Here is a 24,944-nt window from a genome sequence, read left to right as displayed (position 1 = left end):
GGAAGGTTGGCCGGCTGATGGCTGTGGACACCAGCAGCCAGTCGGTGGCGAAGGCCGCGGGCGATGTCGCCCGCGGCCCGAGCCGCGGTACTGGCAAGCGCGAGGGCAGGCTCCGGCGCTCCCTCTCCACGCACTGGTACGCGTGGGCGATGGTCGCTCCGGTGACGGTCGTGATCTCTGTGATCATCGGATACCCGCTGGTCCGAGGTATCTACCTGTCCCTGACGGATGCCACGGAGCGCAACGTCGCGCGGACCATCGGCGTCAACGAGATCCCCGCGACCTACGAGTTCGTGGGACTGGACAACTACAAGGAGGCGTTGTCCGGCGGGCAGTTCTTCGACACCCTGGGCTGGACGCTGGTGTGGACGGTGGCCTGCGTCTCGATCACCTTCGGCCTCGGCATGGCGCTGGCCAACATCCTCAACCGCAGGATCGCCGGCCGTTCCTTCTACCGGATGCTGCTGATCCTGCCGTGGGCGGTGCCCGGCTTCGTGTCCGTGTTCGCCTGGCGCTTCCTCTACGACGAGCGCCGCGGACTGCTCAACAGCATCCTCGCGGGCGGCGGCATCGACGCGGTGCCGTGGCTCAACGACCCCATGATGGCCAAGGTCGCGGTCATCGCCGTGAACGTGTGGCTCGGTGTGCCGTTCATGATGGTCGCCCTGCTCGGCGGGCTGCAGTCGATCCCCGGCGAGCTCTACGAGGCCGCCGAGATGGACGGTGCCACCGCCTGGCAGCGGTTCCGCAACATCACGCTCCCCGGCCTGCGTTCGGTCAGCACCACCGTGGTCCTGCTGAGCACGATCTGGACCTTCAACATGTTCCCGGTGATCTTCCTGCTCACCCGGGGCGGACCGGGCGAGGCGACCCAGATCCTGGTGACGCAGGCGTACAAGTTCTCCTTCGAGATCAGCCCGCGTGACTTCGCCCAGTCGTCCACCTGGGGCGTACTGATCCTGGTCATCCTGATGGTCTTCGCCGCGATCTACCGGCGAGTCCTCCGCAAGCAGGGAGAAGTCTGGTGACCACCGCCGTGACCCCCACGTCCAGCAGCCGGACCAAGGTCCGCCCCCGTGGCGCGCGTTCGCCGCTCGCCTCCGCCGCGCTGCACGCCACCTTGATCGTCGCCTCCGTGATCGCCGTCTTCCCGGTGCTGTGGGTGTTCCTGACCTCCCTCAAGCCTGCCAAATACGCCAACACGACGGACTTCGTCAAGGAGACGACGCTCGCGAACTACACGAACCTGCTGGAGAACACCGAGTTCCTCACCTGGTTCGGCAACTCGCTGCTGATCGCCGGCCTCACCACCCTGCTCGGCGTCTTCGTCGCCGCCACCACGGGCTACGCGGTCAGCCGTTTCCGCTTCCCCGGCAAGCGCGGCCTGATGTGGACCCTGCTGATCACGCAGATGTTCCCGGTCGCCGTCCTCATCGTGCCGATCTACAACATCATGTCCGCCATCGGGCTGCTGAACAACGCGTTCGGCCTGGTCATCACCTATCTGACCATCGCCGTCCCGTTCTGTGCGTGGATGATGAAGGGTTTCTTCGACACCATCCCGATGGAGATCGACGAGTCGGGGCAGGTGGACGGACTCACCCCGTTCGGCACCTTCTGGCGGCTGATCCTGCCGCTGGCCAAGCCCGGCATCGCGGTCACCGCGTTCTACTCGTTCATCACCGCCTGGGGCGAGGTCGCCTACGCCTCCGCCTTCATGATCGGAGATGAGAACCTGACCCTCGCCGGCGGACTGCAGAAGTTCGTCAACCAGTACGGCGCCCAGTGGGGCCCGATGACCGCGGCCTCCGTGCTCATCGCCATTCCCGCGGGGCTCGTCTTCCTCTTCGCCCAGCGGCATCTGGTGACCGGCATGTCCGCCGGCGCCGTCAAGGGCTGACAAGCCGTATGAAGCGGCGGCGCCGGTCCGTGCCCGACCCCCGGCCCGGCGCCGCACCCCACCCCATCACCTCCAGGGATGACATGACCCAGCACCTCGCTGCCCCCGCCGCCCCCACCACCGGCACGCACACGGGCTGGTGGCGTGACGCGGTGATCTACCAGGTGTACCCGCGCAGCTTCGCCGACGGCAACGGCGATGGCATGGGAGATCTGGAAGGCATCCGCGGCCGGCTGCCGTATCTGCGGGACCTCGGTGTCGACGCCGTCTGGCTGAGCCCGTTCTACGCGTCCCCGCAGGCCGACGCCGGCTACGACGTGGCCGACTACCGCGCCATCGACCCCATGTTCGGCTCGCTGCTCGACGCCGACGCGCTGATCCGCGACGCGCACGAGCTCGGCCTGCGCATCATCGTGGACCTCGTGCCCAACCACTCCTCCGACCGGCACGAGTGGTTCCAGCGCGCCCTGCGCGAGGGCCCGGGCTCGCCGCTGAGGGAGCGCTACCATTTCCGCCCCGGCAAGGGCGCGAACGGTGAACTGCCCCCCAACGACTGGGAGTCCATCTTCGGCGGGCCGGCCTGGACCCGTGCCGCCGACGGAGAGTGGTACCTCCACCTGTTCGCTCCTGAGCAGCCCGACTTCAACTGGGAGCACCCCGCCGTACGGGACGAGTTCCGCTCGATCCTGCGGTTCTGGCTCGACATGGGCGTCGACGGCTTCCGCGTCGACGTCGCCCACGGCCTCATCAAGGCCCCGGGCCTGCCCGACCTCGGCGAGCACGACCAGCTGAAGCTGCTCGGAAACGATGTCATGCCGTTCTTCGACCAGGACGGCGTCCACGACGTCTACCGCTCCTGGCGCAAGGTCCTCGAGGAGTACGGCGAGGACCGCGTCCTCGTCGCGGAGGCCTGGACGCCCACCGTCGAGCGCACCGCCAACTACGTCCGGCCCGACGAGATGCACCAGGCCTTCAACTTCCAGTACCTCGGCACCCACTGGGACGCCGAGGAGCTGCGCAAGGTCATCGACGACTCGCTCGCCGCCATGCGCCCCGTGGGCGCGCCCACCACCTGGGTGCTCTCCAACCACGACGTCACCCGGCACGCCACCCGCTTCGCCAACCCGGCGGGCCTCGGCACGCAGCTGCGCCAGGCCGGCGACCGCGCGCTCGGCCTGCGCCGCGCCCGTGCGGCCACCCTGCTGATGCTGGCGCTGCCCGGCTCCGCGTACGTCTACCAGGGCGAGGAGCTCGGCCTGCCCGACGTCACCGACCTGCCCGACGAGGTCCGCCAGGACCCGTCGTTCTGGCGGGCCAGCGGCCAGGACGGCTTCCGCGACGGCTGCCGGGTGCCGATCCCGTGGACCGTCGAGGGCTCCTCGTACGGCTTCGGCGACGGCGGCAGCTGGCTGCCGCAGCCCGACAGCTGGGGTGCGCTGAGCGTCGAGGCGCAGACCGGCGACCCGGGTTCCACGCTCGAGCTGTACCGCACCGCACTCGCCGTCCGCCGTGAGCACGCCGGGCTCGGCGCCGGTGACGCGGTCGAGTGGGTGGACGCCCCCGAGGGTGTGCTCGCGTTCCGCCGCGACGGGTTCCTGTGCACCGCCAACACGACCGGCGACACGGTCCGTATCCCGCTGCCCGGCCGCACCCTGCTCGCCAACGACACGGTGATGATCGTGGACGACATGGCAGAGGTGCCCGCCGACACCACCGTCTGGTGGACGGTGTGACGGTTCCCCTGCCTCGGGGCGGCGACGGATCCGCCGCCCCGAGGCTCGCCGACCTGGCCCTCCAGGCCCAGGTCAGCGAAGCCACGGTCAGCCGGGTGCTCAACGGCAAGGCCGGCGTCGCGGCCGGCACCCGGCACAAGGTGCTGGCCGCACTCGACGTGCTCGGCTACGAGCGTCCGATGCGGCTGCGCCAGCGCAGCGCCGGGCTCGTCGGCCTGATCATCCCCGAGCTGACGAACCCGATCTTCCCGGCGTTCGCCCAGGTCATCGAGCAGGTGCTGGCGGGGCACGGCTACACGCCCGTGCTGTGCACCCAGATGCCGGGCGGTTCCACGGAGGACGAGCTCGTCGAGCAGCTCGAGGAGCGCGGCGTCACGGGCGTGGTGTTCCTCTCCGGGCTGCACGCCGACACGACGGCCGACCCGTCCCGCTATCTCAAACTGGCGGGCCGGGGCGTCCCGTTCGTCCTCATCAACGGCTACAACGAGGCCGTCCAGGCGCCGTTCGTCTCTCCGGACGACCGGTCCGCGGCACGCATGGCCGTGCGGCACCTCGCCGACCTGGGCCACGAGCGCATCGGTCTGGCCATCGGGCCGACCCGCTACGTGCCCTCGCTGCGCAAGGCGGAGGGCTTCACCGAGGCGCTCCAGTCGATGCTGGGCCTGTCGGCGGACGACGCCGGGAGCCTCATCCAGCGCACGCTCTTCTCCGTCGAGGGCGGCCAGGCCGCGGCCGGCCTGCTGCTCGACCAGGGGTGCACCGGGATCGTCTGCGGCAGCGACCTGATGGCGCTCGGCGCGATCAGGGCGGTACGGGCACGCGGACTCGACGTGCCCGGCGACGTGTCGGTGGTCGGCTTCGACGACTCGCCCCTCATCGCGTTCACCGACCCGCCGCTCACGACGGTGCGGCAGCCGGTGCAGGCGATGGCGACGGCGGCGGTGGACGCGTTGGTCGAGGAGATCGACGGCAACCCGGTGCAGAGGACGGAGTTCGTCTTCCAGCCGGAGCTCGTGGTGCGCGGCTCGACGGGTGCGCCGCGGCGCTGAGACGCCACCGGCGCGCTGCGAACGCGCCGGCGCAGCGAGCCGGCCCCTGGGCTCACGGCGCAGGGGCCGGCGCGCCGGCGGTGGCCGGAGCCGGACGGTCGGTCGGGGAGGGGACGGTCGCGGTCGGCGTGCCGTCGCGGCGGGTGAAAGCGACGGCGCCGTGCGGCTGTTCGGGAAGCCCGGGACCTGCCCCTGACAGGGGCTCGGCGGGTTCTGTCGGTGGCCCCGGCCTCCTGCTCCTCGGCCTCGGCCGGTGAGTCGGAACGGCGGTCCCGATGCCCGAGACTCAGTGACCTGTTGAGGCGCTCCGGCGCTCTTACTGATCGTTTCAGAATGAGGTTCGGAGTCGTCTCAAGCAGATGATGTGCAAGCGAGTTGAAGCAGGCCGAGGTGGAGATCGGCGCGTATCTCGTAGCGGATCCGTAGCCGTTTGAACTGGTGGAGCCAGGCGAAGGTCCGCTCGACGACCCAGCGGGTGCGGCTCAGGCCGGAGCGGTGTGCTGTGCCCTTGCGTGCGATCTTCGGTGTGATGCCTCGGGCCCGGAGGAGGCGGCGGTACTTGTCGTAGTCGTAGTCGTAGCCGCGGTCGGCGAACAGCCGGCCCGGCCGGTGCCTCGGCCGCCCGCGCACCCCGCGAATGCGGGGTATCGCGTCCAACAGGGGCATCAGCTGAGTGACGTCGTGACGGTTTCCGCTGGTCAGCGACACGGCCAAGGGGATGCCGTGCCGGTCGGTGATCAGGTGGTGCTTGCTGCCCGGGCGCGCGCGGTCGACCGGCGAAGGTCCGGTGTGAGCCCCCCTTTGAGAGCCCGGACATGGGAGCCGTCGACGGCCGCATCGCTCATGTCCAGCAAGCCCGCGGCCCGCAGCTCGGCCAGCAGCACCTCGTGCAGGCGGGGCCAGACGCCGGCCTCGGTCCAGTCCCGCAGACGCCTCCAGGCCGTCACACCACTGCAGCCGACCTGCTCAGCCGGAACGTCCCGCCAGCTCACGCTCTTGCACAGCACGTAAACGATGCCCCGCAACGCAGCCCGGTCATCCACCGGCAACCGCCCGGGATACCGATGCCGCCGCGGCGGACGAGCCGGCAACAGCGGAGCCACACGTTCCCACAGGTCATCAGGCACAAGATCAGCAGACACCCAACAGATCCTGCCGACACAACACCCAACTGCCAAATCCCGCAACGAACTTCATTCGGAAACGATCAGTAAGGCTCACTGGACCGCCTTCGGCTCAGAGATGGCTGAGCAGTCTCATCGCCTCGCTCCGAAAGAGGTTTATCAAGCCGCTCGGGAGTCGATTTGAGACAAAAATGGGACGACCCTCAGCAAGCGGGGGGCGCGATCTTCGCGGCGCCCGCGCGTATGGTGTAGTTGCCCGGAAGGCTCCGCTGGTCAACCCAGGCGGGGGCTTCAAAGGCCCGATACCCGATTGATCGGGAATCCTCCGAATTCTTCATAGCGAGCTCATCTCGGCGGCTGTTTGCGCTGGTCAGAGGCCAGACTCATGCTCTCCCTCATGGACACCGCCACCAGCGTGATCATTTCTGTCTTCGGCTTGGCAGGGCTTCTGATCACCTTTGCTGCATCAACTCTGCGCCAGCTCCCGGATCTGGTCTCCGCGTTCCGCGAGTTTCGACGCTCGCTTCGAAACGGACATCGCGGGGTTGCGGATGACAGCGAAGACGATTAGCGCACGCCCAGTAGTCAGAGGGGCCCAAGGAGCGACAATGTCGGGGATCTTGGAGTTCTCGGGACAGGGGCTTTCGGTGGTTGGAACGCTTCGGACGGTCCTGCGTGGTTCCGTCCTCCTGAGGTGATCAGTGTCCGTTCGTCCCCGGTCCGGTGCAGTAGTTCCCGAGCTCACAGCCCGGATGGCGCGGGCCAGCAACCCCCGCGGCACCACGGCAATGTGGGTACGTGATCACCTCGACGGGCTCTGGGACGACAGGGACTTCGCCTCCTGGTACCCGCGCGACGGCCGCCCCGGACTCTCGCCGGCCCAACTCGCCACGGTCTGTGTCCTTCAGTTCTTACTCAACCTCTCCGACCGGCAGGCGGCCGAGGCGGTGCGATGCCGCATCGACTTCAAGTACGCCCTGGCCCTGGAACTGGACGACCCGGGGTTCCACCACAGCGTGCTGACCGACTTCCGTGATCGTCTGTGCGAGGACGATCGTGCGGACCAGCTGCTCTCCCTGTCGCTGGAGCGGATGCGGGCGGCCGGCATGGTCACGGAGCGCGGGAGACAGCGCAGTGACTCCACCCAGGTCCTCGCTGCCGCGCGGGACCTCACCCGCCTGGAGCTGGTCCTCGAAGCAGTACGCGCGGCGTTGGAGGAAGCCGCTCAGCGGGCACCTGAGGTCCTGGACGGGCTGGTGGATGCTGAGTGGGCCACCCGCTACGGGCGTCCGGTGCGCCTTCCCAGCCAGCCGACTCACCCCGTCACCCGGCTCAAACAGGCCGGCGCGGACGCCCGCCGACTCCTGGAACGCTTGACGCCCCACCAGCGCGGTCCTCGCGCGGAAGCGCTACGGCAAATCGTGGTGCAGAACTTCCTCCTCGACGCCCGTGGCAGGTTACGTCCGCGCACCGAGAAGGACGGACAGCCCAAGGGGCCTTGCGGATCGTCACGCCCTACGACTGCGAAGCCCGCCGGGCCATCCGGGGCAATACCCGCTGGAGCGGCTTTCTGGTCCATGTCACCGAGACCTGCGATACCGGCGCCCAGGCCAACCTGATCACGGACATCGCCACCACCAAGCCGACCCGGGACACCGAGGCCCTCCCTGGCATCCACGCCCGGCTCCGTGCCCGCCGGCTGCTGCCCCGGCAGCACCTGCTCGACGGCGGCTACCTCTCCGTCTCGCTGCTGTACCGCTCCCTCCGGGACCACCGGGTCGAACTCGTCGGCCCGGTGAAGGCCAGCGGAGCATGGCAGAGCAAGGAACAGTCCGGCTTCACCCGGGACGACTTCTCCATCGACTTCGACCAGCGCCAGGTCACATGCCCCAACGGCGAGACCAGCCACATCTGGCTCGAGCCACCGGCCATGGCGCCCTACACCGTGGCCCGGTTCCACCCACACCAGTGCAACCCGTGCCCCGACCGGTCTGCCTGCACCCGCGGCACCGCCGCCCGCACCGTGAACTTCCTCCCCCGACCCCTCCACGAGCTTCAGGCTCGAAACCGCACAGACCAGCAAGACCCCCAGTGGAAACGGCTCTACGCCACCCGGTCCGGCGTCGAAGGCTCCATCTGCGAGTTCATCAACGGACACCATGCCCGACGCAGCCGCTACCACGGCATCCGCAAGACACACGTGCAGCACGTCCTGACCGGCATCGCGATCAACATCGAACGCCTCGCCTCACGCACAACTCAACACCCCCACCGCCCTCGCTCCCCCACGACCTTCCAGCAGTACCTCAACACCCGCGGCCTGACCTGGGAATGCTGGTGGCGACAAGGAAAATGAGGTCACGCTCAAGATCCCCGACAGAGTCGCTCACTGGTCCATCATCGGCGCAGCCGTGACCGCCATCACGCTGATCAATCCCGGCTCCGGACCCGCCACCACCGTCTACCTCATCGCAGCCGGCGGCCTCGCCTTTAAACTCGCCGCCGCCGCGTGGATCAGGCACGATAAGAAGAAGCGCACCAACTTGCCCACCCCGCCTCACCCGCCCCAGACCAACCCACCGAACAAAGAGAGCCGATGACGACCGACACGACCCGTATATGGGGCCAGGTGGTGGCCTGGCTGGCCGAGAACGCGCCGGTCAACCACCAAGGGCTGGGCGCCCCCGCCACCGCGGAGGAGCTCGCCGCTGCCGAACAGCGGCTCGACGTCCGTTTCACCGACGAGCTGCGCGCCTTCCTCTCGCTGAACAACGGCACCCGGACCTCCCTGGACGGTCATGGCCGGCCGGTGTCCACGCGGGCCGGGGAGTTCCTGTCGGGCGGCTGGTGGCTGCTGCCGCTGGAGGCGATGCTGCGCGTGCACGAGTTCCGTACCTCGGTCGCCGTCGACAACGGCCAGGTGTGGCCGAAGCAGTGGGTGCCGATCGTCGCGGAGTCCTCGGACTGCGGGGAGATGTACGGCTACTTCATCGACGTGGAGACCGGGGCGGTGGGCTCCTGGTCCGATGGTGACCAGGACGACCCGCACGTCTACCCCGGACTGGCCGCCTATTTCGCCGACACCTACCGGCAGTTCACCGAGCTGCGCGACAACCCGACCCCCGAGGGCAGCTTCACCATCGCCGGCGGGGCCATCGAATGGTCCTGACCGCAACACGCCGTCATGGTTGGTAGGAGTTGATGTCGTTGATGAACACCTTGGGTTCGGATATTTCTTTCGTGTATCCCGAGATACTGATTTCGCGTGACGTCTGCTTGCTGGCCTGGGGGGAGACGTTGTTGATGTCTATGTCCTGCGTGAACACGGGAAGGTCTTCGTGGTTCACTGCGACGCCGATGCTGTAACTCAGTTCTTTGTCCGTGCGGTTGGTCACGGTCACGGTCAGGTCAATCACCGTTTTGTCGACCGTTGCTTTCACTTCGACGTCGCCGAGGGTGACCGTTTTCGTCTTCCCGTCGAAGGTGACGACGGGGGTCGGGTCTTGTTTCGGGGTGATAGTGGGCGTTGCCTGTGTGGTGGGGGGAGGTGGTGGCGTTTCGGTGCTGGAGCATGAGGTCAACAGTACGATGACGGGGGCTATCGCATACAGCATCCATGTGGTTCTCATGGGTTCTCCTAGCTGACGGGGAAGGCCCCTCCCGAAGGTTTTCGTGAGGGGCCTTCTCTTGTTTTTTCTTCTTACTGGGCGGTGAAGCCGTCGAGGTCGACCCAGTACTTGTCGTCCTGCATGAGGCGCTGGTTGATCATGAAGGTGGGGAAGGGCTGCATGGACTGGCTGTTTTGCCAGTTCGACATGGAGGAGCGGCCACAGGGCTCGTTCCAGGTCGGGTCCGGGTAGTCCGGGCGCAGATGGAGGGACATGGTGGTGGCGGAGTCACGCTTGAGGTAGGTCTGGACGCATTCGCTGCCGTTCTTCGTGACGGGGTTGGTGCCGCCGGGGTTCTTGTTTCCGGCGGACTGGTATCCGTTGGCGAACACGAACTCGTCGCAACTGGGGTCGTCCTTCTTTCCCCACAGGTCGGAGAAGTCTCCGGTGCCGTTGTAGGCGCCGGCGACCAGGTAGGGGTAGAAGTTGACGGAGGACTTGCCGCAGATGATTTCGCGGTTCCTTGTGCTCTGCTTCTTGGTGCCGCCGGGGACGGTCTTGTTGCCGAGGAACTTGATCGGCTTACCCGAGGCGCGCTGACCGTACTTGATGTTGGTCTTGCGCCACATCAGGTCGATGTGGGCGGCTGCGCCGGGGAACTTCTTGGAGTTCATGACGTAGGTCGGGTTGTACTTGGGGAAGATGCAGCCGGTTCCGGCGTTGGAGACGGTGTTGTCGCAGCGTGGGTTCCACTCTTCGTTCTTGACGGTGGTGGGGTTGACGACGTTGGTACCGTTGACCTTGACGTTGTACGTCCAGGACGGCTCGATCGTCTGGGTGCCCGCTCCGGTCCATACGGTTGTCTGTGTGGCCTTCAGGACGCGAGTGGAGCCCTTGTTGAAGGTTTGGCTGCCGTCCCAGAACGGGGCGAGGGCGCTGCAGCCCGTGCCGCAGCCGAACTTGACGTCGATCGTTGCGGTGTTGGCCTTGGATGACATGTAGTTCAGCTTGATCTCAAGCTTCTGCGTCATCTGGGCTGACTTGGGGTCGAGGTCGAACTGGTGCTTGTAGTACCACTTGACGGTCCGGTCGCCGATCAAGACGCCGTCGGAGGCGTCGACGATGTCGATGACGCAGCCCTGGGTTCGGGTGAAGGTGTAGGTGCGCTCCCAGCCGTCGCAGTCACGGTTTTGGGCGTTGGTGACGTTGGTGGCATCCCCGATCGCTCCGTCCTTCCAGGGGAAGAAGTTGCTCGGCGCCATCGTCGGAGGCTCGACGGGGGCCGGAGCGGGGGCGGTCGGGTTGGTCGTCAGGTTGGCGGCCATCGTCATGCCGTTGAAGGTGCCGGGCACGAACGCGACCGCGTCGAAGGCGATGTCGGCGTCGCCGGTGCCGCCGTTGAAGTTGTCCAGCCGTACCTCGGGGATCAGGTCTCCGAAGTTGTAGGCGCCCAGGGAGACCCACTTGTTGGACTGGTTACGCTTTTGGGAGATGGTCGCCTGGCGTTCCCCGTTGGCGGTCTGGATGCGGTAGACGGCGTTGCCGGTCTGCGCCCCGTGGTCGGGGATGTGTGCGTAGACCTTGGCCTGTCGGGTGGTGTTGGTCAGGGGGGCCTTGAGCTTCCAGGTGCCCTGGACCTTCAGGCGGCCGGCGTTGCCGGGGTACGCCTCGGGGCTGCGGGTGTGGGTGAACCAGAAGTGGTTGCCGTAGCCAGCGCCGATCTGATGGGTGTCGATCTTCCCGGGGTAGGTGTTCATGGTGAGCGTGGTGTGGTCCGGGCGTTCCATGGTGGTGGACCGGGGGGGGCGAAGTCGAAGGTGAAGGTGCCGTCGGATTTCACGGCGCCGCAGCCTCTGCTGTCCGATCCCGCTGGCACGGTGCCGCTTGGGAGGTCGTCGACGATCAGGGCGTTCGCGTCCAGGCCCGAGGTGCAGCGCGGCGGGTAGGAGGCCGCGTCGGGTTGTTCGGGGTAGGTGGTGTCGAAGCGGTGGACGGCGTAGCCGCAGGTGGCGTCTCCGTCCTGGCAGATCTTCCACTCCAGCGGGTCGATCTTGTCTTTCCACCAGCAGTGCAGCCAGTGAGGGTTGGTGGAGGAGTCGCCAGAGTCGAGCGTGCAGGCGCCCTGGCCGGGGTCGTTGGAGTCGCCGTCGCGGATCTTGGACGGGTCGCAGAAGTTGCGGTCGTCGCAGAACAGGTCGACCGGGGGCTTTGCGGTGGAGCGGTCGTAGTTGGAGTTCCACCAGGCGGCGCGGTAGCCGGCCTGGAAGTCGCCGGGGGCGAACATGGCCGAGAGCGGGCGGGCGGCCCAGCCGATGACCTTCTCCTGGTACGGCCAGTCCTGCGGGTGCGCGGCGGCGGAGTAGTCGTCGCCGGCGAGGTCGCCTGCGGCTTGCAGGAACATCACACGGTTGGCGTCCCACAGGGGGTTGGCCGGGTTGTTGGTCCAGCCCACGCCCCAGTGCCCGGCGCCGTCAGCGGTGGGGTAGAAGCCGGAGTTGTAGGCCCACAGGGCGAAGAACCAGTTCTCGATCCACCGCGGGTTGCCGCCGTTTATAGTCATCCCGGCGTTGTAGGTCTCGTTCCACTTCTTGGAAAGGATCTGCACGCCGGCGGCGATGTTGGCGGTGTAGTCCACCGCGACCGCCTTTTGCATCAGCGGGGACAGGGTGGTGGGCTGGCCCTTGTTGTCCAGGCGCATGCCGTCGGTGGCCTGGGTGATGCCGTAGCCGCAGTCAGCGTCGAACCAGTTGATGCGCCAGGCGTCGTTCTGCTCGCCGGAGGCGGCGTAGTCCACGCCGTAGTAGTTGCCGATCAGGGAGTTCGCGGTCACCCCGGGGACAGCGAAGCGGGTGGCCTGCCACATGTTCGACTCCTGCGCGGTGATGCCGAGCATCACCTGGGCCGGGATGTGCCACTTGTCGTTGGCGCCGTCTTCGTTGTCGACCACGGCCGCAAGACTGACGCGCCGACGGCTGCAGTCCCTGCTCAAGCAGGCCGGCCGACTCCGCGGCATCGAGGCAGAAGCCGAACGGCTCCACGAGGTCTTCCACCGCGACTACCTCCACCAGCTGCCGCGGGTGGAAGCGGCGCTCGGCCAGCAAGCCACAGCCCTGCTGCGACAGCTGGACACCACCTGCCTCAACGCCGACCAACTCGAGAAAGCCTCCACCCAGATCTTCGAGCAGCACCCGGACGCCCCGATCATCCGCAGTTTTCCGGGCCTCGGGTCCTTACTGATCGTTTCAGAATGAAGTTGGTTGTCAGGCTTGGCAGTTGAGTGTTGTGTTGGCAGGATCTGTTGGGTGACCGCTGATTTTGTGCCTGATGACCTGTGGGAACGAGTGGCCCCGCTGCTACCTGCTCGTCCGCCCAGACGGCAGCGGTATCCCGGGCGGTTGCCGGCGGATGACCGGGCTGCGTTGCGGGGCATCGTTTACGTGCTGTGCAAGAGCGTGAGCTGGCGGGACGTTCCGGCTGAGCAGGTCGGCTGCAGTGGTGTGACGGCCTGGAGGCGTCTGCGGGACTGGACCGAGGCCGGCGTCTGGCCCCGCCTGCACGAGGTGCTGCTGGCCGAGCTGCGGGCCGCGGGCTTGCTGGACATGAGCGATGCGGCCGTCGACGGCTCCCATGTCCGGGCTCTCAAAGGGGGGCTCGCACCGGACCTTCGCCGGTCGACCGCGCGCGCCCGGGCAGCAAGCACCACCTGATCACCGACCGCCACGGAACCCCACTCGCCGTCTCGCTGACCAGCGGAAACCGTCACGACGTCACTCAGCTGATGCCCCTGTTGGACGCGATACCCCGCATTCGCGGGGTGCGCGGGCGGCCGAGGCACCGGCCGGGCCGGCTGTTCGCCGACCGCGGCTACGACTACGACTACGACAAGTACCGCCGCCTCCTGCGGGCCCGAGGCATCACACCGAAGATCGCACGCAAGGGCTTAGCCCACGGCTCCGGCCTGGGCAAGACCCGTTGGGTCGTCGAGCGGACCTTCGCCTGGATTCACCAGTTCAAGCGGCTTCGGATCCGCTACGAGATACGCGCCGACCTCCACCTCGCACTGCTCCAACTCGCTTGCAGCATCATCTGCTTGAGGCGACTCCGAACCTCATTCTGGAACGATCAGTTAGGCCGGAGCCGGTGACGGGTCTGCCCCGGCCGGGCGCGTGGGGCCCGGCCCTGACCGGGACCCCCGGCCGGGGCAGACCCGTGGAAGCCACCCACTCGGGTGCCCACCAACGGCCCCTGCCCGGACCGACCACTGCCGGGTAGGCCGGGCCGGAGTCGTGGTTGAACGTAACACCACTGCAATGATTTGCGAAAGAGTTTGCGGTCACGAAACGGCTTGTTTTCAGGCGTGTTGCCGGAGTCTGCTCGGAGGGTTGACCGGTGGCCCGGCTGGGCTTACGGTCTCGTCCGCAACGAGTTTCAGACTTCTTGCAGCAAGAATTCCCAAAGGCCTTGCGGGCACGGCGCGTTGCCGCACGAGGCTGACCCCTCGCATCCGCACCTTCCTGTGAGCCCAGGAGGAATCATGGCCAGCAGAACCGTGGCCGCGGCACTCGCCGTTGTGGCGGGAGCCGCCGTCGCCGTCACGGCCCCCACCGCCGCCCAGGCCGCCCCGCCCGGCGGCAAGGACGTCACCGCCGTGATGTTCGAGTGGAAGTTCGACTCGATCGCCAAGGCGTGCACCGACATCCTCGGCCCCGCCGGATACGGCTTCGTACAGGTCTCCCCGCCCCAGGAGCACATCCAGGGCGGCCAGTGGTGGACCTCGTACCAGCCCGTCAGCTACCGGATCGCCGGACGCCTCGGCGACCGCGCCGCGTTCGCGAGCATGGTGAACACCTGCCACGCGGCCGGGGTCAAGGTCGTCGCCGACTCCGTCATCAACCACATGTCGGCCGGGTCGGGCACCGGCACCGGCGGGTCCTCGTACACCAAGTACAACTACCCCGGGCTGTACTCCGCGCCCGACATGGACAACTGCACCTCGCAGATCAACAACTACCAGGACCGCGGGAACGTGCAGAACTGCGAGCTCGTCGGGCTCGCGGACCTGGACACCGGCGAGGAGTACGTCCGGGGCAGGATCGCCGGATATCTGAACGACATGCTGTCCCTCGGCGTCGACGGCTTCCGCATCGACGCCTCCAAGCACATGCCCGCCGACGACCTGGCCGCCGTCAAGTCCCGGCTGAGCAACCCGAACGCCTACTGGAAGCACGAGGCCATCCACGGCGCGGGCGAGGCGGTCTCGCCGAGCGAGTACCTCGGCAGCGGCGACGTCCAGGAGTTCCGCTACGGACGCGGCCTCAAGCAGGTGTTCAACCACGAGAACCTCGCCCACCTGAAGAACTTCGGCGAGGGCTGGGGCTTCATGGAGTCCGGGAAGTCCGCCGTCTTCGTCACCAACCACGACACCGAGCGCGTCGGGGACACCCTCACCTACAAGGACGGCGCCGCCCACACCCTGGCGCACGTCTTCATGCTGGCCTGGCCGTACGGCTCGCCCGACGTCCACTCCGGCTACGAGTTCTCGGACCACGACGCCGGCCCGCCGAACGGCGGCCAGGTCAACGCCTGCTACAGCGACGGCTGGAAGTGCCAGCACGCCTGGCGCGAGATCTCCTCCATGGTCGCCTTCCGCAACACCGCGCGGGGCACCGGTGTCACCGACTGGTGGGACAACGGCGGCGACGCGATCGCCTTCGGCCGCGGCGACAAGGGCTACGTGGCCATCAACCACGAGAGCTCCCCGCTGACCCGCACCTTCCAGACCTCGCTGCCGTCCGGCACCTACTGCGACGTGCAGAGCGGCAACGCCGTCACGGTGAACGGCTCCGGCCAGTTCACCGCGACGCTGGGCGCCGGCACCGCCGTCGCACTGCACGCCGGTGCCCGTGACTGCGGCGGCCCCACGGAGCCCGACCCGGTGAGCGCGGGTGCGTCCTTCGCCGTCGACGCCACCACCGTCATGGGCCAGAACATCCATGTCACCGGCAACCGCCCGGAGCTCGGCAACTGGAACCCCGGCAGTGCCCCCAAGCTGGACCCGTCGAGCTACCCCGTGTGGAAGCTCGACGTGAATCTGCCCGCCGGCACGGCGTTCGAGTACAAGTACATCCGCAAGGACGGATCCGGCAACGTCACGTGGGAGAGCGGCGCCAACCGCACCGCCACCGTCCCGTCCTCCGGCAAGGTCACGCTGAACGACACCTGGCGCAACTGACGCCGCCCCGCGCGCTGCCCCGCGTCCCTCCCCGGGCGCGGGGCAGCGCTCTCGCACCGCACACCACCCTCATCCAGGAGAGACCTGCCTTGATACGCCCCCGTATCCCGCTGCGCAGCGCAGTGGCCGCCGCCGTGGCGACGGCGACGGTCGCCGCGCTCGTGTCCGCCCTTCCGGCGGCAGCGGCACCCAAGCCGCCGAAGCCGCCGTCGGACAGATCCCTGGCCGCCGAGCCCGCCCGCAACGACCTGACGCGTGAGCAGTTCTACTTCGTCCTGCCCGACCGTTTCGCCAACGGCGACCCGAAGAACGACCGTGGCGGACTGACCGGATCGCGTCTCGCGACCGGCTACGACCCCACCGACAAGGGCTTCTACCAGGGCGGCGACCTCAAGGGAATCACCGAGAAGCTGGACTACATCAAGGGCCTGGGCACCACCGCCATATGGATGGCGCCGATCTTCAAGAACCAGCCCGTGCAGGGCGAGGGCAAGGACGCCAGCGCCGGCTACCACGGCTACTGGATCACCGACTTCACCCAGGTCGACCCGCACTTCGGTACCAACGCCGACCTGGAGCGGCTGATCGACAAGGCCCACGCCAAGGGCATGAAGGTCTTCTTCGACGTCATCACCAACCACACCGCCGACGTCGTGGACTACAAGGAGAAGTCGTACGACTACCTCTCCGAGGGCGCCTTCCCTTATCTGACCAAGGACGGCGTGCCGTTCGACGACACCGACTACGCGGACGGCTCGAAGCGCTTCCCGCGCGTCGACACGGACTCCTTCCCGCGCACCCCCGTCGTGCCCGAGGACAAGAAGGACCTCAAGGTCCCGTCCTGGCTCAACGACCCGACGATGTACCACAACCGCGGTGACTCGACCTTCGCCGGCGAGTCCTCCGAGAACGGCGACTTCGTCGGTCTGGACGACCTGTGGACCGAGCGTCCCGAGGTCGTCGAGGGCATGGCGAAGATCTACCAGCGATGGGTCCGCGACTTCGGCATCGACGGCTTCCGTATCGACACGGTCAAGCACGTCAACACCGAGTTCTGGACCCAGTGGGCCACCGCGCTCGACGCCTACGCGGCCAAGCGCGGCCGTGACGACTTCTTCATGTTCGGCGAGGTCTACTCGGCCGACCCGGCCATCACCTCGAAGTACGTGACCCAGGGCCGCCTCGACGCCACCCTGGACTTCCCCTTCCAGGACGCCGCACGGGCCTACGCCTCGCAGGGCGCTCCCGCCGAGAAGCTGGCGAACCTCTTCGCGCAGGACTACCGCTACACCACCGACAAGGCCAACGCCTACGAGTCGGTCCCCTTCCTCGGCAACCACGACATGGGCCGCTTCGGCACGTTCCTCGCGCAGGACCACCCGAAGGCAGGAGACGCCGAACTGCTGGCCCGGTACAAGCTCGCCAACGAGCTGATGTTCCTCAGCCGCGGCAACCCCGTCGTCTACTACGGCGACGAGCAGGGCTACACCGGCGCCGGCGGCGACAAGGACTCCCGCCAGACGCTGTTCGCCTCGCAGACCGCGGACTACCTGGACGACGACCAGCTCGGCACCGACCGCACCCACGCGCACGATGCCTACGACACCTCCCACCCGCTCTACCGGCAGATCGCCGCACTGGCGAAACTCACCAAGGCCCACCCGGCGCTGCGCGACGGCATCCAGGAGCAGCGGTACGCGGAGGGCTCGGTGTACGCCTTCTCCCGTACGGACGCGAAGACGCGGACCGAGTACGTCGTCGCCGTGAACAACGCGGCCGAGGCAGGGACCGTGAAGGTCCCGACCGGTTCCGCCGGCACGGACTTCGCGGCGATCCACGGCGGGGACGACACCGTCCGCAGTGACGGTGACGGAACCGTCGAGGTGACCGTCCCGGCGCTGGGCGCCCTGGTGCTGAAGGCGGCGAAGCCGCTCGGCGCGCCTGCCGCACAGCCCACGCTCACCCTGAAGGCACCCGAGGCCGGTGCCACCGGAACCGTGGAGATCTCCGCCGACGTCGACGGGGGACAGCTGAACCGCGTCGTGTTCGCCGCCCAGACCGGAAACGGCAGGTGGCAGGTCCTCGGCTCCGCCGACCACGCCCCCTACAAGGTCACCCAGCACATCACCGCCCCGGCCGGAACCGCCCTGCGGTACAAGGCCGTCGTCGTCGACAGCGCGGGCCGCACCGCGAGCGCGACCGCCGCCACCACCAGCGGCGCTCCTGCCGTGGAACAGCCGCCGACCGCCACCCAGCGCGACTACGCGATCGTCCACTACAAGCGCGCGGACGGGGACTACGCCGACTGGGGCCTGTACACCTGGGGCGACATCGCCGAGGGAGAGGGCACCACCTGGCCCGCCGGCAAGCCGTTCAGCGGACGCGACGCCTACGGCGCCTTCGCCTATGTCAAGCTCAAGCCCGGCGCTTCCTCCGTGGGCTTCATCGCCGTGAACAAGGACGGCGTCAAGGACACCGACGCCGACCGCGAGATCGATCTGTCGAAGACCGGCGAGGTCTGGATCGAGCAGGGCAAGCCGGAGGTGCTGGACACCGCACCCGAGGGCGCGTACCCGCCCCAGGACACCACCAAGGCCGTGCTCCACTACCAGCGCCCCGACGGGGACTACACCGGCTGGGGCCTGCACACCTGGACCGGCGCCGCGAACCCGACCGACTGGTCGAAGCCGCTGGAGCCGGTGCGCACCGACGCGTACGGCGCGGTCTTCGAGGTGCCGCTCGCGGCCGGAGCCACCTCGCTCAGCTACATCCTGCACAGGGGTGACGAGAAGGACCTGCCGTCCGACCGGTCGCTCGACCTCAAGGGAACCGGCCACGAGGTGTGGCTGCTCGCCGGCCAGGAGAAGCACCTGCTGCCGCAGCCCAAGGGCGGCGGCGCGGCACTCGACCCGACCAAGGCGGAGGCCGTCTGGATCGACGAGAACACCGTCGCCTGGAAGGGCAGCGACGCCGCCGCCTCCAGCGCCCTGCTGTACGCGCGGGACGGCTCCATCGCAGTCAAGGACGGCGCCCTCACCGGAGAGCGCCGGGTGCTGCGGCTGAACAGGACGGAGCTGACCGACGCGCAGAAGGCGAAGTTCCCGCATCTGAAGTCCTACGGGGCCTTCTCCGTCGACCCGCGCGACCGCGACCGGGTGCGCGAGGCCCTGCGCGGGCAGGTCGTGGCGGCGCAGTACGCGGCAGGCGGGGCCGCGTTGACGGCCACCGGCGTGCAGATCGCCGGCGTCCTCGACGACCTGTACGCGGCGAAGGCCACCAAGGCCGACCTCGGCGCCACCTTCGACCGCAAGGGCGTTCCCACGCTGCGGCTGTGGGCACCGACCGCCCAGCACGTCTCCCTCGAACTCGACGGGAAGCGTGTCGCCATGCGCCGTGACGACGCGAGCGGCGTCTGGTCGGTCAGGGGCAGGAAGAACTGGAAGGGCGACGCGTACCGGTACCACGTGAAGGTCTGGGCGCCCAGCGTCCAGAAGGTCGTCACCAACAGGGTCACCGACCCCTACTCGCTCGCGCTGACCACCGACTCGGAGCGGAGCGTCGTCGCCGACCTCTCCGACAGGTCGCTCAAGCCGGCCGGCTGGCCGGCGCTGAAGAAGCCCGCCGCCGTGCCGCTGAAGGACGCCCAGATCCAGGAGCTGCACATCCGCGACTTCTCGATCGCGGACGCCACGGCCGACCACAAGGGCACCTACCTCGCCTTCGCCGACAAGGACAGCAAGGGCTCGCGGCACCTGCGCGAGCTGGCCGCCGCCGGCACCTCGTACGTGCATCTGCTGCCTGCCTTCGACATCGGCACCATTCCCGAGAGGAAGTCGGAGCAGCAGCAGCCGGAGTGCGACCTCAAGGTCCTCGCACCGGACTCGGCGGAGCAGCAGGCGTGCATCGCGAAGGCCGCGGCGAAGGACGCGTTCAACTGGGGCTACGACCCGCTGCACTACACCGTCCCGGAGGGCTCGTACTCGACCGATCCGGACGGCACACGCCGCACCGTCGAGTTCCGGCAGATGGTCAAGTCGCTCAACGAGGACGGCCTGCGCACCGTCATGGACGTGGTCTACAACCACACCGTGGCGAGCGGCCAGTCGGACAAGTCCGTGCTCGACAGAGTCGTACCCGGCTACTACCAGCGCCTGCTGGCCGACGGCAGCGTCGCCACCTCCACCTGCTGCGCCAACACCGCGCCCGAGAACGCCATGATGGGCAAGCTCGTCGTCGACTCGGTCGTGACATGGGCGCGCGACTACAAGGTGGACGGCTTCCGCTTCGACCTGATGGGCCACCACCCGAAGGCCAACATCCTGGCGGTGCGCGCCGCACTCGACGAGCTGACGCTCGAGCGCGACGGCGTGGACGGCAAGAAGATCATCCTCTACGGGGAGGGGTGGAACTTCGGCGAGATCGCCGACGACGCCCGCTTCGTCCAGGCCACCCAGAAGAACATGGCCGGCACCGGCATCGCGACCTTCTCCGACCGGGCTCGCGACGCGGTCCGCGGAGGCGGCCCGTTCGACGAGGACCCCGGTGTGCAGGGCTTCGGCTCCGGCCTGTTCACCGACCCCAACACCTCGAAAGCCAATGGCGCCGAGGCCGAGCAGAAGGCGCGGCTGCTGCACTACCAGGACCTGATCAAGGTCGGTCTGTCCGGCAACCTCGCGTCCTACTCCTTCACGGACACCAGCGGCCGCACCGTCAAGGGCTCCGAGGTCGACTACAACGGCGCCCCGGCCGGCTACGCCGCCGCACCCGGCGACGCCCTGGCCTACTCGGACGCCCACGACAACGAGTCGCTGTACGACGCCCTCGCGTTCAAGCTCCCGGCCGCCACCTCCCCGGCCGACCGGGCCCGTATGCAGGTGCTGTCGATGGCCGTCTCCGCGCTGTCTCAGGGACCGGCGCTCTCGCAGGCCGGGTCGGACCTGCTGCGCTCCAAGTCTCTGGACCGCAACTCGTACGACAGCGGCGACTGGTTCAACGCGATCCACTGGGACTGCCGCGACGGCAACGGCTTCGGCCGCGGACTCCCGCCGGAGGCCGACAACAAGTCCAAGTGGGGTTTCGCGAAGCCGCTGCTCACCGCTCCCTCGCTGTCCGTGGGCTGCGCCGAGATCAACGGCACGTCCGCCGCCTACCGCGACCTGCTCGAGATCCGCACCGGTGAGCCGGCCTTCGGCCTGACCACCGCGGGCCAGGTGCAGTCGGCGCTGTCGTTCCCGCTGTCCGGGAAGGACGAGACACCCGGTGTGATCACGATGCGGCTCGACGATCTCGTGGTGGTCTTCAACGCCACTCCGGAGCAGCAGACCCAGCGGGTCGGCGAACTGGCGGGCATGGGTTACGCCCTGCACCCCGCCCAGCGGTCCGGCGCGGACGACGTCGTCAAGGCATCGTCGTACGAGGCGAGTTCGGGCACCTTCACGGTCCCGGCCCGTACGGTCGCCGTGTTCGAGCGCGGCTGACGAGCGTTTCGTCACACCAGGTTCCCGTCCCCTCACCCGTGTCGTAGTTGGGCCGAACGGGTGAGGGGAGCGAGGATGGAGTCATGAGTAGGTACGAGAGGTTCGACGTCACCGACGAGCAGTGGGAGGGCCTGGCCCAGGTTGTGCCGCTGCGCAGTCGCAACGAGTGGCCGTCGCGGGCCGATCACCGCACTGTCGCGCGGGAGTACGCGACCCCGGAGAACCGTCGCTTCGTCGTGCTGCGGGTCCAGGTCTTCGCCGACGCGCGTGAGGTCGCGGAGTACCTGGTCGACCAGACGCCGGTGCTGCTCGACCTCACCGGCGCGGAGACCGACGTCGCCAAACGGATCCTCGACTTCACCAGTGGAGTCGTGTTCGGACTCGGCAGTGCGATGCATCGCGTCGACCGGAACGTCTTCCTGCTCGCACCCGTCGGCACCGAGGTCGAAGGGATTGCCGCGGCCGCCGTCCCCCATTCGTAGGAAGGCCCCCAGGCGGAACGGTTCGGCGTGGCGCGGGCTGCGTACCGTCCCGCTCATGGACGCGAAGACCCTGGTCATGGACCCGCAGACGTCACCCGGCCGGACGGCCGACAGCCGACAGCCGGCCAACGACCGCCCGGCCGGTACCCGCCCGCCGGTCAACGATCGCCCGCCGGCCGACGCCCGCCCGGCCAACGAGTCGGCCGACGCTCGCCCGGTCAACGCCCGCCCGGCCGTCACGGAGTTGCGGCTCTCCTCCTTCCGGTCCCATCGCTCCGCCGCCTTCCCGCTCGGCCCCATGACGCTCCTCGCGGGCGCCAGCGGCAGCGGCAAGTCGAGCGCCCTGGCGGCGTACGAGGCCCTGGCCCTCCTCGGCGCCGGCAACGACCTGGGCACCGCCTTCCCCGAACCGGCCGAATGCGTCCCCGAGCGGGCGGTGGCGGACCGGCAGGGGCGGCGGGGGTTCCGTATCGGCTGCACGGTCGACGGGCCGGCCGGACCGGTCCTGCTCGATCTGGCGGTGCAGGCCGAACCATGTCTGCGCATCGCGGGGGAGCGGCTTACCTGTGGCGGACGCACCTTGCTGAACACGGCGCTGCGCGATCCGGCGCGCTCCGTGGTGGAGGCCGCCTGGCTCACCGCTGGCTCCGGGGGCGTCACCCGCGGCCCGCTGCCCGACGACCGACTCGGCACGGCGCTGCTGCCGCTGCACGTCGCGGGCAGGACCGAGGCGCAGTTGCAGGTGCTCGCGGCGGCCGAGCAGGTGGTCGTCGCGCTGCGCTCGGTCTTCGCCTGCGACCCGCGGCCGGAGCTGATGCGTGTGCCGGTGCCCGCGGGGGCGGGACGGCTGCGCCGTGGCTGCGACAACCTGGCCGCAGTGCTGCACCGCACCCGCAGTGAATGCGCCAAGCGGCATGCGCGGCTCACGGCGGCGGCACGAATGGGATGCGCGGGAGCCGTGGACGATCTGGCCGTCGAGGAACTGGCGAACGGGCGTGTGCGCGCGCTGCTGGCACGGGGCGGCGCCGGAGGGCCGACGCCGGTGGGGCGGCTCGGCGAGGGCGAGCTCAGGTATCTGGGTCTCGCGCTGGTACTGCTCACCGGCCCCGGGGTGCTCGCCATGGACCAGGTGGCCGAGGTGCCGGTGGCCTATCAGTCACTGACGGTTCTCGCGGACGGATTCGACCGCAGCCTCGACCCGGCGCAGACGCGCCAACTGGTCGCGCTCGGTGCCGAGATGTGCGCACGGGGGCACATCCGGCTGGTGGGGACGGTCACCGACGGCTCGTGCGCGCGGGAGATCGGCGGCGTGACGGTGGTAGACCTGGTGCCGTGACGAGAGACGACGGGCTGGATGTCGAAGCGCTGCAGCGCCGGCTGGCCGAATTCGCGGCGGCGCGCGGCTGGGAGCCGTACCACACCCCGAAGAACCTGGCCGTGGCGCTGAGCGTCGAAGCGTCCGAACTGGTGGAGATCTTCCAGTGGTTGACCCCCGAGCAGTCGGCGCGGGTGATGGAGGAAGAGGAGGCGGCGCACCGGGTGCGGGACGAGGTCGCCGATGTGCTGGCGTATCTGCTGCAGTTCTGCGAAGCGCTCGGGGTCGATGCCCTTCAGGCGCTGTCGGAGAAGATCGACCGTAACGAGATCCGTTTTCCGCGGAAGTGAGAACTGGAGGCGAACGGGCGGGTTCAACAGGGTGCACGGCACAGCTTCATCACTCTATGGAGTCACCGGGTTATCCACAACAGGCTTGCTGTCCACAGATTTCCGAATTCCCCTGGCTTTTCGGCTCAAGGGGCTTCACTCTGGGTAATGAACTCGGTGGGTGGTAAGTCGTGCGAACGGGGGTGCGTACATGGATGCGGAACGGCTCGTCAAGGTGTGCCGACATGCGCTGGCACAGAGCCGGGCAGTGCCGGACATCGTCGCGGAGGCCTGGCAGGCCCAGGCCCTCGCGCAGGCGATCGGGGCCCGGCTCGCGCTGAGCGGCCCGCTGGAGCTGAGGGGCGAGGCCAGGGGCCTCAGCGAGACCGGCGGCCGCGGCTGCGGCGTGCTCGACCATCCGATGGTGCGCAGCGGCGCGGTCCGTGCCATGCAGCTGACTGAAGTGGCCGACCCGGAAGTGACGTTGACAGGGCTGAACGTCCTGCTGGGGGACGTGGGCATCGCACTTGTCGGCGTCGCGTGTGCCACGGACGATGAGGGGCTGTACTGGCAGTGCATCGAGACGATAGACGCGGCCGACGAGTCGAGCGACCGGGTGCGCGGCATGCTGCGGCGGCTCGCGGAGCGCGAGCCGGACCGGCCGCCGGAAACCGTCCGCGGCCGGGCAGGGCCCTGATGCCGGCAGGCGAGGGCGGCCGGGCCCGCGAGGGGCTGCGACGGGCCGATGGCGGAAGGTGCAGGATGGAAGCATGGATCTTCGAATCTTCACCGAGCCCCAGCAAGGTGCCGGCTACGACACCCTGCTGACCGTTGCCAAAGCCACCGAGGACCTCGGCTTCGACGCCTTCTTCCGGTCCGACCACTATCTGAGCATGGGCTCCGCCGATGGCCTGCCCGGGCCGACCGACGCCTGGATCACCCTGGCCGGACTGGCGCGTGAGACCAAGCGCATCCGGCTCGGCACGCTGATGACCGCGGGCACCTTCCGGCTGCCGGGTGTGCTGGCGATCCAGGTCGCCCAGGTCGACCAGATGTCGGGCGGCCGTGTCGAACTGGGGCTGGGCGCGGGATGGTTCGAGGAGGAGCACAAGGCCTACGGCATCCCGTTCCCGAAGGAGAAGTTCGCCCGGCTGGAGGAGCAGCTGGCGATCATCACGGGGCTGTGGGCTACGGAGACCGGCAAGACCTTCTCCTACGAGGGCAACCACTACCGGCTGACCGACTCGCCGGCGCTGCCCAAGCCTGCCCAGCAGAAAGTGCCGGTGCTGATCGGCGGCCACGGAGCGATCCGTACGCCCCGTCTCGCCGCGCAGTACGCGGACGAGTTCAACCTCCCCTTCGCCTCGCTCGAAGACACCGAGCGGCAGTTCGGCAGGGTGCGCGCCGCCGCGGAGAAGGCCGGTCGCGCCGCGGACGACCTGGTCTACTCGAACGCACTGGTGGTGTGTGTCGGCAAGGACGGCGCGGAGGTGGCACGCCGCGCCGCGGCGATCGGCCGCGACGTGGACGAGCTGAAGGCGAACGGTCTGGCCGGCACGCCCGCGGAGGTCGTCGACAAGATCGGCCGCTATGCCGCGGCCGGCGCGTCGCGGATCTACCTCCAGGTGCTCGACCTCGACGACCTGGACCACCTGGAGCTGATCTCGTCCCAGGTCCAGACTCAGTTGACCTGAT

The 24,944-nt window shown here is 68.6% G+C and carries 21 protein-coding genes and 1 pseudogene; 18 read left to right on the top strand and 4 right to left on the bottom strand.

Annotation, left to right across the window (positions count from 1 at the left end):
* The first annotated feature begins 17 nt into the window (after positions 1–17).
* The 4 genes from ACZ4SA_RS24390 to ACZ4SA_RS24375 all read left to right on the top strand — a co-directional run bounded on the left by ACZ4SA_RS24390 (position 18) and on the right by ACZ4SA_RS24375 (position 4,682).
* On the top strand, positions 18–1,028 hold the full coding sequence (locus ACZ4SA_RS24390) for a carbohydrate ABC transporter permease (RefSeq protein ID WP_356894896.1): 1,011 nt from the start codon (positions 18–20) through the stop codon (positions 1,026–1,028).
* Positions 1,022–1,900, top strand: coding sequence for a sugar ABC transporter permease (locus ACZ4SA_RS24385; protein ID WP_468278216.1), 879 nt, complete (start codon positions 1,022–1,024; stop codon positions 1,898–1,900). The genes ACZ4SA_RS24390 and ACZ4SA_RS24385 overlap by 7 nt, the downstream gene beginning before the upstream one ends.
* Positions 1,901–1,983: 83 nt before the next feature.
* Positions 1,984–3,633 (top strand): glycoside hydrolase family 13 protein, encoded by a 1,650-nt coding sequence (locus tag ACZ4SA_RS24380; RefSeq protein ID WP_468278132.1) that lies wholly within the window; start codon positions 1,984–1,986, stop codon positions 3,631–3,633.
* Positions 3,621–4,682, top strand: coding sequence for a LacI family DNA-binding transcriptional regulator (locus ACZ4SA_RS24375; protein WP_468278129.1), 1,062 nt, complete (start codon positions 3,621–3,623; stop codon positions 4,680–4,682). The genes ACZ4SA_RS24380 and ACZ4SA_RS24375 overlap by 13 nt, the downstream gene beginning before the upstream one ends.
* A gap of 328 nt (positions 4,683–5,010) precedes the next feature.
* Here ACZ4SA_RS24375 and ACZ4SA_RS24370 read toward each other — a convergent pair.
* Positions 5,011–5,824 (bottom strand): annotated as a pseudogene (locus tag ACZ4SA_RS24370) (IS5 family transposase).
* A gap of 379 nt (positions 5,825–6,203) precedes the next feature.
* Here ACZ4SA_RS24370 and ACZ4SA_RS24365 point away from each other — a divergent pair.
* The 5 genes from ACZ4SA_RS24365 (at position 6,204) to ACZ4SA_RS24345 (ending at position 8,975) form a co-directional block, all read left to right on the top strand.
* A complete protein-coding gene (locus ACZ4SA_RS24365) occupies positions 6,204–6,377 on the top strand; it encodes a hypothetical protein (protein ID WP_468278126.1) in 174 nt (57 codons plus the stop codon).
* A 217-nt stretch (positions 6,378–6,594) separates the two neighbouring features.
* Positions 6,595–7,425: a transposase gene (locus ACZ4SA_RS24360; protein WP_468278124.1), complete on the top strand. Its 831-nt coding sequence runs from the start codon at positions 6,595–6,597 to the stop codon at positions 7,423–7,425.
* Entirely contained in the window at positions 7,311–8,162 is an 852-nt protein-coding gene (locus tag ACZ4SA_RS24355; protein WP_468278213.1) for a transposase, read from the top strand. Before ACZ4SA_RS24360 ends, ACZ4SA_RS24355 begins: the two co-directional genes overlap by 115 nt.
* A gap of 55 nt (positions 8,163–8,217) precedes the next feature.
* Complete coding sequence (locus tag ACZ4SA_RS24350) at positions 8,218–8,406, top strand: hypothetical protein (protein WP_468278121.1); 189 nt, start codon at positions 8,218–8,220, stop codon at positions 8,404–8,406.
* Complete coding sequence (locus ACZ4SA_RS24345) at positions 8,403–8,975, top strand: SMI1/KNR4 family protein (protein ID WP_468278119.1); 573 nt, start codon at positions 8,403–8,405, stop codon at positions 8,973–8,975. Before ACZ4SA_RS24350 ends, ACZ4SA_RS24345 begins: the two co-directional genes overlap by 4 nt.
* Before the next feature lie 13 nt (positions 8,976–8,988).
* Here ACZ4SA_RS24345 and ACZ4SA_RS24340 read toward each other — a convergent pair whose 3' ends face one another.
* From ACZ4SA_RS24340 to ACZ4SA_RS24330, 3 genes are all read right to left on the bottom strand, one after another.
* Positions 8,989–9,435, bottom strand: coding sequence for a hypothetical protein (locus ACZ4SA_RS24340; RefSeq protein ID WP_468278117.1), 447 nt, complete (start codon positions 9,433–9,435; stop codon positions 8,989–8,991).
* A gap of 71 nt (positions 9,436–9,506) precedes the next feature.
* Positions 9,507–11,201, bottom strand: coding sequence for a golvesin C-terminal-like domain-containing protein (locus ACZ4SA_RS24335; RefSeq protein ID WP_468278115.1), 1,695 nt, complete (start codon positions 11,199–11,201; stop codon positions 9,507–9,509).
* On the bottom strand, positions 11,168–12,361 hold the full coding sequence (locus ACZ4SA_RS24330) for a hypothetical protein (RefSeq protein ID WP_468278112.1): 1,194 nt from the start codon (positions 12,359–12,361) through the stop codon (positions 11,168–11,170). The genes ACZ4SA_RS24335 and ACZ4SA_RS24330 overlap by 34 nt, the downstream gene beginning before the upstream one ends.
* On the opposite strand from ACZ4SA_RS24330, the gene ACZ4SA_RS24325 reads away from it, so the two are divergent.
* From ACZ4SA_RS24325 to ACZ4SA_RS24285, 9 genes are all read left to right on the top strand, one after another.
* Positions 12,351–12,665, top strand: a complete 315-nt coding sequence (locus tag ACZ4SA_RS24325) for a hypothetical protein (RefSeq protein WP_468278110.1) — start codon at positions 12,351–12,353, stop codon at positions 12,663–12,665. The genes ACZ4SA_RS24330 and ACZ4SA_RS24325 overlap by 11 nt on opposite strands.
* A gap of 51 nt (positions 12,666–12,716) precedes the next feature.
* Positions 12,717–13,558 (top strand): IS5 family transposase gene (locus ACZ4SA_RS24320; RefSeq protein WP_468278108.1). Its coding sequence is split into 2 segments (ribosomal slippage): positions 12,717–13,056 and positions 13,056–13,558, totalling 843 coding nucleotides; the frame shifts between segments, so codons are not numbered across the junction.
* 390 nt (positions 13,559–13,948) lie between these two features.
* The gene (locus ACZ4SA_RS24315; RefSeq protein WP_468278106.1) at positions 13,949–15,646 is read left to right on the top strand and encodes a carbohydrate-binding module family 20 domain-containing protein; all 1,698 of its coding nucleotides are present in this window, start codon (positions 13,949–13,951) and stop codon (positions 15,644–15,646) included.
* Between the two features lie 89 nt (positions 15,647–15,735).
* Positions 15,736–21,123: a pullulanase-type alpha-1,6-glucosidase gene (pulA, locus tag ACZ4SA_RS24310; protein ID WP_468278104.1), complete on the top strand. Its 5,388-nt coding sequence runs from the start codon at positions 15,736–15,738 to the stop codon at positions 21,121–21,123.
* Between the two features lie 83 nt (positions 21,124–21,206).
* On the top strand, positions 21,207–21,605 hold the full coding sequence (locus ACZ4SA_RS24305) for a cell division protein SepF (RefSeq protein WP_468278101.1): 399 nt from the start codon (positions 21,207–21,209) through the stop codon (positions 21,603–21,605).
* Positions 21,606–21,660: 55 nt separating this feature from the next.
* Positions 21,661–22,941: an AAA family ATPase gene (locus tag ACZ4SA_RS24300; protein WP_468278098.1), complete on the top strand. Its 1,281-nt coding sequence runs from the start codon at positions 21,661–21,663 to the stop codon at positions 22,939–22,941.
* Positions 22,938–23,270: a nucleotide pyrophosphohydrolase gene (locus ACZ4SA_RS24295; protein WP_468278095.1), complete on the top strand. Its 333-nt coding sequence runs from the start codon at positions 22,938–22,940 to the stop codon at positions 23,268–23,270. Before ACZ4SA_RS24300 ends, ACZ4SA_RS24295 begins: the two co-directional genes overlap by 4 nt.
* A 190-nt stretch (positions 23,271–23,460) precedes the next feature.
* Positions 23,461–23,946, top strand: a complete 486-nt coding sequence (locus tag ACZ4SA_RS24290) for a DUF6099 family protein (protein ID WP_468278092.1) — start codon at positions 23,461–23,463, stop codon at positions 23,944–23,946.
* A 73-nt stretch (positions 23,947–24,019) separates the two neighbouring features.
* Positions 24,020–24,943, top strand: coding sequence for an LLM class F420-dependent oxidoreductase (locus ACZ4SA_RS24285; protein ID WP_468278090.1), 924 nt, complete (start codon positions 24,020–24,022; stop codon positions 24,941–24,943).
* Position 24,944: the final 1 nt, after the last annotated feature.

The organism is Streptomyces sp. NPDC027962 (assembly GCF_055566095.1).
This window is presented reverse-complemented; position numbering and strand designations above follow the sequence as displayed.